General features: G+C 65.1%; 10 protein-coding genes. 4 read left to right on the forward strand and 6 right to left on the reverse strand.

What is annotated here, in order from left to right:
- Nucleotides 1-60 precede the first annotated feature (60 nt).
- The gene (locus KBA32_RS01550) at nucleotides 61-405 is read left to right on the forward strand and encodes an FKBP-type peptidyl-prolyl cis-trans isomerase (protein ID WP_294354254.1); all 345 of its coding nucleotides are present in this window, start codon (nucleotides 61-63) and stop codon (nucleotides 403-405) included.
- 20 nt (nucleotides 406-425) lie between these two features.
- Entirely contained in the window at nucleotides 426-1,526 is a 1,101-nt protein-coding gene (locus KBA32_RS01555) for a pseudouridine synthase (RefSeq protein ID WP_294354257.1), read from the forward strand.
- A 23-nt stretch (nucleotides 1,527-1,549) separates the two neighbouring features.
- On the opposite strand, the gene KBA32_RS01560 is transcribed toward KBA32_RS01555, so the two are convergent.
- Both KBA32_RS01560 and KBA32_RS01565 read right to left on the reverse strand, forming a co-directional pair.
- Complete coding sequence (locus KBA32_RS01560; protein WP_294354259.1) at nucleotides 1,550-2,404, reverse strand: M23 family metallopeptidase; 855 nt, start codon at nucleotides 2,402-2,404, stop codon at nucleotides 1,550-1,552.
- Nucleotides 2,405-2,415: 11 nt separating this feature from the next.
- Nucleotides 2,416-2,751 carry a hypothetical protein gene (locus KBA32_RS01565; RefSeq protein ID WP_294354262.1) on the reverse strand — a complete coding sequence of 112 codons (336 nt, stop codon included), beginning with the start codon at nucleotides 2,749-2,751 and terminating at the stop codon, nucleotides 2,416-2,418.
- 86 nt (nucleotides 2,752-2,837) lie between these two features.
- Between KBA32_RS01565 and KBA32_RS01570 the strand changes: the two genes are divergently transcribed.
- Both KBA32_RS01570 and KBA32_RS01575 read left to right on the forward strand, forming a co-directional pair.
- Nucleotides 2,838-4,481: a methyl-accepting chemotaxis protein gene (locus KBA32_RS01570; RefSeq protein ID WP_294354268.1), complete on the forward strand. Its 1,644-nt coding sequence runs from the start codon at nucleotides 2,838-2,840 to the stop codon at nucleotides 4,479-4,481.
- Nucleotides 4,482-4,527: 46 nt separating this feature from the next.
- Nucleotides 4,528-5,790, forward strand: coding sequence for an alpha/beta hydrolase (locus tag KBA32_RS01575; protein ID WP_294354270.1), 1,263 nt, complete (start codon nucleotides 4,528-4,530; stop codon nucleotides 5,788-5,790).
- Here the strand turns inward: KBA32_RS01575 and arsC are convergent.
- The 4 genes from arsC to KBA32_RS01595 form a co-directional block, all read right to left on the reverse strand.
- A complete protein-coding gene (gene arsC / locus KBA32_RS01580) occupies nucleotides 5,787-6,152 on the reverse strand; it encodes an arsenate reductase (glutaredoxin) (protein WP_294354273.1) in 366 nt (121 codons plus the stop codon). The genes KBA32_RS01575 and arsC overlap by 4 nt on opposite strands.
- Nucleotides 6,153-6,186: 34 nt before the next feature.
- Nucleotides 6,187-6,837 (reverse strand): CBS domain-containing protein, encoded by a 651-nt coding sequence (locus tag KBA32_RS01585; protein WP_294354275.1) that lies wholly within the window; start codon nucleotides 6,835-6,837, stop codon nucleotides 6,187-6,189.
- Between the two features lie 16 nt (nucleotides 6,838-6,853).
- Nucleotides 6,854-8,794: a diguanylate cyclase gene (locus KBA32_RS01590; RefSeq protein ID WP_294354278.1), complete on the reverse strand. Its 1,941-nt coding sequence runs from the start codon at nucleotides 8,792-8,794 to the stop codon at nucleotides 6,854-6,856.
- Nucleotides 8,794-9,474 (reverse strand): ABC transporter substrate-binding protein (locus KBA32_RS01595; RefSeq protein WP_294354281.1); only part of this gene is annotated, 681 nt, incomplete at its 5' end. The genes KBA32_RS01595 and KBA32_RS01590, both read right to left, overlap by 1 nt.

The following is a 9,474-nucleotide window of genomic DNA, read 5'->3' on the forward strand; positions in this document are numbered from 1 at the left end:
ACTGGCCGCGGCGGCCGGCCTGGTCTACACTCCGGCTTTCCATTGATGAGGGGAGCGACCATGTCGATTACTACCACGGAATCCGGTTTGCAGATTGAGGAAGTCAAGCTCGGCGACGGCGATACGGCCCATTCCGGTCAGTTCGTCAGCGTGCATTACACCGGCTGGCTGACCAACGGCACAAAGTTCGATTCCAGCAAGGATCGCGACGAGCCCTTCGAGTTTCCGCTCGGACGGCGCAACGTCATCGCCGGCTGGGACGAGGGTGTGCAGGGAATGCGCGTCGGCGGTGTGCGCAAGCTCACCATCCCGCCGCACCTGGGCTATGGCGCACGCGGTGCCGGCGGGGTGATTCCGCCGAATGCGACGCTGGTGTTCGAAGTCGAACTGCTCGAAATCCTCTGAACGAAGGCAGTTGCTGACTGATGTCTGATTCGCCCCGCAAGACCCTGGGTTTGCCCGCCAAGCCCGGGAACGAAACATCGCAGGACTCCGCTCGCAAGCCGGTGCGCGGCGGTGCGCCGAAGATCCGCACGATCAAGAAGGCTGCGGTCGAGCCAACCGCCTCGCCGAAGCCGGAACCGGCCAGAACGAGCGGCAACGCCAGTACTTCGAAGCGCGCCGGCGGCTACACCTTCCAGGCAAAGTCGACGGAATCGGCCGAGGGGGGCAAGCCGCGCGTCAGGATCGTCGCACAGGACAAACCGCGCGGTACGCCGTCGCGGGCACCCGTTGCTCCAAAGTCCGCAGGGGCCGTCCAGCGCCAGCCGAAGCCCGCCGATGCCGACAATGCGCCGCAAAGCGGTGTGCGCATCTCCAAGCTGATGGCCGAGCGCGGCCTGTGTTCGCGGCGCGAGGCCGACAGCTTCATCGAGCGCGGCTGGGTCTTCGTTGACGGCGAGCGCGTAACCGAGCTTGGTACTCGCGCCGACCCTTCCGCCCGCATCCGTCTGGACAAAGGCGCGCAAGCGGCGCAGCGGCAGCAAATGACGATCCTCCTGCACAAGCCGGTCGGCTACGTTTCGGGTCAGCCGGAACCGGGCTTCAAGCCGGCCGTCACCTTGGTGCAGCCGGTAAACCAGTACAAGACGCCGGATACGCCGGCGTTCCATCCGATGTATCTCAAGGGCCTGGCGCCGGCTGGCCGGCTGGACATCGATTCGACCGGCCTCCTGGTCCTGACCCAGGATGGGCGCGTCGCACGCCGGCTGATCGGCGAGGATTCGACGGTCGACAAGGAGTATCTGGTGCGTGTCGAGGGCAAACTCGACGCGAAGGGACTGGCGTTGCTCAACCACGGCCTCAGCCTCGATGGCCACCAGCTCAAGCCGGCGAAGGTCGAGTGGCTCAACGAAGACCAGCTGCGCTTTGTCCTGCGTGAAGGCCGAAAACGCCAGATCCGCCGCATGTGCGAGCTGGTCGGGCTGCACGTCGTCGGCTTGAAGCGCGTGCGCATCGGCAAGGTGCTGCTCGGCGACCTGCCGCTCGGGCAGTGGCGTTTCCTGAGTAGCGACGAATCTTTCTGAACGTGCTCTGAACCGCGTCGCGGCTACGGCGCGCGCTCGATGAACAGCGCCGGGTCGACCATCACTCCGTTGAGGACCATGCTCCAGTGCAGATGCGGGCCGCTGGCGCGCCCGGTCATGCCTGAGAGACCGACGCGCTGTCCCTGACTGACCGGATCACCAGCCTGCAGGTCGATGCGGTCGAGGTGGCAGTACATGCTGATCACGCCGTTGCCGTGGTCGACGAACACCGTCTTGCCGTTGAAGAAGTAGTCATCGACCGCCAGGACCGTGCCACGTGCCGTTGAATTGACCGGTGTGCCGCGCCGAATGGCGACGTCGAGTCCGGAATGGGGCGCGCGTGCCTCGCCGTTGAAGAAGCGGCGCAGGCCGAAACGGCTGGCCAGTCGCCCGTTGGCGGGCAGCACGAATTGCGCCTCGACCGCGTCTTCGGCGCCGACGCTGCGCCAATGTCGCTTGAATTGCTGGATCTCGGCGATTTCCGCCACGGCGCGCGCCTCGTCGGCAGGCGAGAGCGTCACCTTGCTCGAATCCTTCAAGCGGATGTGCTGTTCAGGATACGTCTTGGGCCGCACGACGAAATCGACCTGTCGCTGCTGCTCGCCCGCCTCGACGCGCAACTTGAGCGATCCCGGCGGCAGATCGAGCGCCAGCCCGACAACGGCGGTCCATTGACCCCCCTCGACGCTGACCCACACCCGTTGTTCGCCAAGCCAGGCGCGTGGCGTCGCCGCTCCCGGTACCGCTGTGCCGAGGCGAACCAGAGCGATGCCGCCGGGCACGGCGGATTCTCGGGGCAGCGCCCAGGACGGCGGCGATTGTGTGAGCGCGAGCGCACACAGCGCGACCGAGCCCCATCCGGCAAAGGTTCGAGGCATCACTGGGCCGCTCAATCTTCGGTAGGCGTTTCGTGCGCTTCGGCTGCCGCGGCGCGTTCGCGCTTCTGCAGAAAACGCGAGTTCTTGCTGCCGTCAAAAAAAGCGTAGCGCCCGTACAGTTCGCAGCCTTTCATGCCCGGATCGCAGGGCAGGTTATTGATCTTGCTGCACAATCCGTTGACTTCGTGGGGGCAGCTCCATCCTCCGCCGGTCATGGCCAATTCCTGTATCGAGTTGCAAAGACGTGATTGTCCGGTGCGGCGGGAATCATCGCAAGCTGTCTGCGCCCGGAACACATTTCTGCACATCGCGTTGAGGCACATCGCGTCCGAGTGCTGCGCGATCATTGTTGCCTGGCTGACGCTGTTCTATGCTGAAAACCGGAAGCACGGCAAAATGTCGAGCGGATCATCAAACACACAAGGAGCGACCCATGCCCAGATTCAATGACATCAGTCTGCGCGGAAAACTGATCATCAATTTTCTCGTGAGCGGCGGCGTGTTGATCGCTGCCATTCTCTTCTGCCTTTATCAGCTCCGCATTGTTGGTGGCGCCACTCGTGAAATTGCGACCAGCTGGCTTCCTTCGATCCAGCAAGCCGGCGAGATCAGCCAGTTGCGGCTGCGCTATCGCGTGCGCAGCCTTGAGTTCATGCTTGCGGCGGACGATGAGGAACGCGCGAAAATCGGGAAGTCGCTTGCGGCACTCAGCGCCACGCTGGGCGAAGCGCTCAAGAAATACGAGCCGCTGATCACGGAACCGTTGGCTGCAGACGCCGAGGAAAAGAAAAATTACGACGAGCTCGTGAAGGCGATTGCTGCGTATGAAGCGACCGTCAACGATGCGATAGCCAAGGCGAAGGACGGTCAGGTCGATGCGGCGCAGGAACTGCGAAGGACGAGCTGGGTCAAGGCGGCCGATGCCGTGCGTGACGCGACGGACGAGTTGCTGAAGATCAACCGCGCGGGAGCCGATGCGGCCTCGACGAATGCTGAAGCGGATGTGAGTGCCGCAACCAGCGCCGGACTTGTTGCGCTTCTGGCGGGTGTGGTCATCGCCGTCATCGCCAGCTTCCTCTTGTCGCGCAGCCTTGGCCGCCGCCTGTCGGACAGCGTCTCGGCGGCGCAGATGATTGCCGGTGGCGATCTGACCGGGCGAATGCCGCCTGCGAGCCAGGACGAAGTGGGCAAGCTGGTCGCGGCGATGACCGACATGCAAAAGGCGTTGCGCAGCGCCTTGCAGGAAACGCGGGCCAGTTCGCAATCGCTGCAGGAGTGCTCCGGCCATCTCAACGAGTCGGTGCGTCAGATGAATGATTCGGCGAGCATTCAAAGCTCGGTCGCCTCGGCCATCGCGGCCAACGTGGAAGAGGTGACGGTTTCGATCAACCACGTTTCCGACAACACGAGCGAAGCGGCGCACTTTGCCCACGATTCGGACCGTATGGCCAAGGAAGGTCACGACCAGATCGACCGATTGGTGGAGCGCATCGGCGAAGTCGCCCATGTCGTGCGCAGTTCGGCGGAACAGATCGCCCGGCTGGAAGGTGAGTCGGAAAAGATCTCCAACATCGTCAGCGTCATCAAGGACATCGCCGACCAGACCAACCTGCTGGCGCTCAACGCCGCGATCGAGGCGGCGCGGGCGGGCGAGCAGGGGCGCGGTTTTGCCGTCGTAGCCGACGAAGTGCGCAAGCTGTCCGAACGCACCGCCCTGTCGACCGGCGAGATCGGCAAGATGGTCGATGCCATCCAGGTATCGACGCGCGAAGTGGTGGCGCAGGTCGGAAACGGCGTGAAGATGGTTGACGAAGGCGTCGCGAACGCCCGCCAGGCCGGTGAAACCATCGGCGGATTGCAGGACATGGCGAAGAAAGTCTCGCAGCTCGTCGCCTCAGTGGACGAGGCGTTGCGCGAACAGGCGTCGGCGTCGAACGACGTGGCGAAGAAGGTCGAGGACGTCGCGGCGCAGGCCGAGGAAGCGACGGCGATTGCCAAGCAGACGTCGAGTGCGGCCAACACGATGACGCAAACGGCGCACGCCATGGAGCAGCTGGTGGCGCGCTTCCGGATTTAGCCGGACCGTTGCGGATCGGCGATCCGCAGCGATTGGGCCTTTCGGGATGAATAAAGCCGCGCAGCGCAACCCATTCAGGCATCTACGCGCCTCCGACGTGCGTGGCGCGGCGCGTCTGGCTGCCCAGGCGACGCGCAGTGTCAGCCGTATCGTCGAGGGCGTCCATCAGTCGGTCCGGGATCGTTTGGGTTTTCATGCCGCGGTGCCGGGGCAGACGGGCGGCGTGACCGGCCTCGTCTACAAAAGCATTCGCGGCGTGGCACAGGCGCTTGAGGTCGGTGTGGAAGCGTCCTTGTGCCTGCTGGAGAAGGTGCTCGATTCGCCGGAGTCGGCCGATGCCGTATCTGTGCAGCGCGAAGCGGTTCTTGCCGCGCTCAATGGCGTGATGGGCGACCGCCTGTTGGCGGACAACAATCCGTTGGTCATCCGCATGACCCTGCGCCATCGCGGTGAAGTGTTGAACTGGCACGGCTCGCCATCCCGTCAGGACCCTCCGGAAGTCACCGGCAAGCTCCTGCTGATGATTCATGGCCTGTGCCGCAACGACCTGCAATGGGATTCGCAGTACGAAGGGAATGCCGTCAATCACGGCGAGCGGCTGGCCGCCGAACTTGGGCTGACGCCGATCTATCTGCGCTACAACTCCGGTCTGCATGTCTCGCAGAACGGCCGCGAACTGGCGCTGCAACTGGAGCAATTACTCGGGCACTGGCCGGTCCCGGTTGAAGAGGTCAGCGTGCTGGCGCACAGCATGGGCGGTCTGGTCATGCGCAGCGCGGCGCACTATGCCCAACAAGACGGATTGGCCTGGCCGAGAAGGCTCAGGAACCTCGTTTTTCTCGGTACGCCGCACCACGGCGCGCCGCTGGAGCGTGCCGGCAACATCGTCGACGTCCTGCTCGGCAGCACACCGTTTACCGCGCCGCTCGCCCGTCTTGGCCAGCTGCGCAGCGCCGGGATTACGGATCTGCGTTTTGGCTATGTTCTGGACGAGGATTGGCACGGCCACGACCGCTTTCACCGCAAGCCGGACAGCCGCCAGCGCGTGCCGCTGCCGGAGGGCGTCGCCTGCTACGCCGTCGCCGCAACGACGGCCGCCAAACGCAGTCTGCTCGCCGACCGCCTGATCGGCGACGGCCTCGTTCCGCTGCACAGCGCGCTCGGTCATCACCGCGATGCGAAACGCCGGCTTGATTTCCCGAAGTCGGCGCAACGGATCGCCTACCAGACGAGTCACATGGCGCTGCTGAGCGATCCACAGGTCGCCGCGCAGATCTTGCGCTGGCTGCGCCCCGGTGGCTCGGTCTAGTCGTCCGAGTTCAGGAACTCCATCACTTTCTCTGCCGGCCGGCCGATGACGGCCCGGTCGCCGCGCACGACGATCGGGCGCTCGATGAGGATCGGATGGGCGACCAGCGCGTCCAGCCATTCCTCGTCGGTCAGCGTCTTGCCGGCGTAGTTCTCCTTGTAGACTGCTTCACCGTGGCGCACGAGTTCGCCCGGCTGCATGTCGAGCTTGTCGAGCAGTTCACGCAGTTCCTCCTTGCCGGGCGGGGTTTCAAGATATTCGATGACTTCGGCCTCGACGCCGAGCGCGGCGACGATGTCACACGCCGAGCGACTCTTGGAACAACGCGCGTTGTGGTAAATCACGACAGATTCTTTGGCCATGGCGGGTCCGCAAAAAATGAATGCAGCAGGAAAATCAGCGCCACATGCTGAGCGGCGGGTCGGTGACCACCGCCCGCAGGATGTCGCTGCGGGAAACGAAGCCGAGCAATACGCCGGCCTCGTTGACGATCGGCACGCCGTCGACGTCGCGATCAAGCATCACGCGCGCGATGCGCCGGATGTCGGTCAGCGGGCTGGCGGCGACGACCGGTGTCGTCATCACGTCGCCGACGAGTTTGGCCAGCACGTCGCGGACTTCTCCTGCGTCGACATTGAGCGTGGTCAGCAGGTTCCGCTCGCTGACGAGTCCGACCAGGCGACCGCTGTCGTCGAGCACCGGCGTCTGGTGAATCCGGTGCCGCGTCAGCGTGCGCCAGGCGAGCGCGACCTCGTCGCGCGCGCTCACGGCGATGACGTCCGGCGTCATGATCTGGTCGGCGTGATGGAGCGGGCCACGGTCGAGGCTTTCCGGAAGCATGGCCTTATAGGCGGCGATGGCCGGGCGACTGCGGCGGCTGCCGGCGACTGCGGCTTCGTTACCGTTGGTTGCCGCTTCGGTCGTCACGTCATCCTCGATCCGGCGTGCTGACGCGATCGGCGTGCGGCGCATGACCGGCGGCATGCGGCTGAGCGCTTCGAGCGTGCCCTGAAAGATCGGTCCGCTGACTCCGTAGATGGCGAACATGCGCGTGGTTTCCGGTTCAGAGGGCGAGGGCGGTTTCGTCGGCGTCGACGCCCGCGAAGCAGATCCGGTTGCGTCCCTCGTTCTTGGCGCGGTACATCGCCGAATCGGCGCGCTTGAGGATCTCTTCCTGGCGGACTCCGTTGTCGAAGTACAGCGTGGCGCCAATGCTCGACGTGCAGGCGTGCTCGACGGCGAGTTCCGTCCCGTCGTGCTGGCGCACGTTCAGGTGGTAGGGGCGCGCGAGGACAGTGGCGATCTTCTCGGCGACGTTTCGCGCGAGCGCGAGCGACTCGTCGGGTGTCGCGTCCAGCGCACCGAGGATGACGACGAACTCGTCGCCGCCGAAGCGCGCGACGGTGTCGATTTCGCGCACGCAGCCGTGCAGCCTTCGGGCGACTTCGATGAGCAACTGGTCGCCGGCGTCGTGGCCGTGCAGGTCGTTGAGCGGTTTGAAGTTGTCGAGGTCGAGAAAAAGCACGGCGCCGTAGGTGCCGCTGCGCTTGCTCTGCGCCATCGCCAGGCCGAGGCGGTCGTTGAGCAGGCGGCGATTGGGCAGGCCGGTCAGCGGATCGTGGAAGGCGAGTTCGCGCACCCGATCCTGCATCTCGCGGCGCTCGGTGATGTTGCGGCCGATGCGGCGGTAGCCGACGATGCGGCCGGCGGCGTCGCACTCGGGCGTCGACAGGATCTCTATCCAGATGTGCGAACCGTCCTTGCAGCGCAGTTGCATTTCAACCGTGGGCGGCTCGGCGTGTGGCGCCGTCCCCTCGTCTTGCAGCTGCGCCGTGCTGTCGTCCGGGACCAGCAGTTCATCAAGGTGGCGGCCGATGATGTCGTTTGCGGCAAAGCCGGTCACGCGAGTGAAAGCGGCGTTGATCGAGACGATCACCTCGTCGACGCCGGTGATCAGCGTGGCTTCCGTGCTCGAATCGAACACCGTCGCGTTGATCGCCTTGAGCCGCGCCGATTCCTCGCGCTGCGCCGCCTGCAGCATCTGGCGCCGGTAATAGGCGACCGAGAGCAGCGTGAGGCCGAGGAGAACCGGCAGCGCCACGCTGGCCAGCGTGATCGAAGCCGTCTTCCAGTTGCGTAGCGCGTACTCGCGGTCGATGCGCGTGACGACGACGACCGGGTAGAGGCGCGAGGCACGGAACGCGGTCAAGGTCGGGCGGGGGGCCGGCGGCGCGAGGCTGGCGCCGACTGATTCCTGCTCGAACTGGCCGAACTCTGTTTCGGCGAGATGGAAAGCGTTGACGGCAGCGTCCAGCAGGCTTCCCGGTTTGCCGCTCACAGTCGTCGTCATGAGCAGGGTGCCGTCGTAACGCAGGACGTCCACGCTGCCTTCGGCCGCGTCGAGTTTTTGCGTGAAGTGGTTGACGAAGTAGTCGGGGTTGAGCGCGATGAGCAGGGTGACGGTGCCCTCCAGCGTCGTCACCTTTTGCACCAGCGGAACGAAGTTCAGGTCGTCGCCCTCGACAGGCGTCTCCGGTGTGCTCGGGCGGCCCCGGAACAGGTCGCGTCCGGCCCACGGTGCGCCGACGCGCATGCTGCCCAGCTCGTCGCCGTCGGGCGGCAGGAAAGCGGCGGTGGAAACTGTCAGGCCGATGTTGGCGAGATTGGAACTCGCCGTGACGCGCCCGTCCTCGTTGAGCAGGGAGAGCGAGCGCAGGAAAGGGGCGTGGCGCAGCACGGTGGCGAAGGTTTCGGCGACGTGCGCCGGGTCGCTGCGCGGCCGCTCGTTCTCCAGGTTGGCGGCGGTGATCATTGCCGTCAGGCGCAGGCTTTGCGTCAGCAGATCCTCGAAACCGCGCGAATGCATCGCCGCGGTCTCCAGGCCATTCGTGATCGCTTCCGAACGCAGTCGCCACAGGCCGAAGGCCGAGATGACCAGCATGCTCCCCACCGCCAGCAGTGCCGCGGCAAGGAAGGTAAGGCGCAGGATTTGCGTGCGTTTCATCATGGGCTGACGATGGGCTCGAGCTTGTGTCGCCTGGCGGCCTCGAGCAGACGGCCATCGCGCTTGATGTCGGTGACGAAGCGCGCGATCCGCGCGTGCCAGGCGTCGTCGCCGAGCGCCGTTGCGTAGGCGTAAGGCGTCAGGTGATATTTTCCCCGCGGTGCGATCAGCTTTGCCCAGTCGTTGCCGGCGAGAAAGCGCTGGCTGTACGGATAATCCGTTATGAACACGTCGGCGCGACCGGCCTGCACTTCCTGCTCGCGCGCGAAGGGCGTGTCGAGGATGAGCAGTTGCGCGTCGCGCAGCATCTCCTTCATCACCGTCTCGTGCAGCGTGCCGCGCGCGACGGCGACGATCGTTCCGGGCGAGTCGATGTCGTCCCAGCTCGTGATGCGGCGGTTGGTGCGCGTCGCGATCGCGTAGATGTCGCTGGTCAGGTGCGGTGGCGAAAAGCTCAGTTTTTCGGCGCGCGCCGGCGTGATGCCGATGGCGAACATGGCGATGTCGCAGCGGTCGGCTGTGAGATCGTCGATCAGTCGGGCGAAGGAGCTGTCGATGAAATCGACGCGCGCGCCGAGTTCCTTCCCGAGCTCGTTCGCCATGTCGATTTCGATGCCGGAGAGTTGCAGCGTCTTCGGGTTGCGATACGTGATCCCGTAGTAGTCGGGCCAGATGCAGAC

Origin of the sequence: Propionivibrio sp., from assembly GCF_017995515.1 — a bacterium.
Taxonomy (GTDB): domain Bacteria; phylum Pseudomonadota; class Gammaproteobacteria; order Burkholderiales; family Rhodocyclaceae; genus Propionivibrio.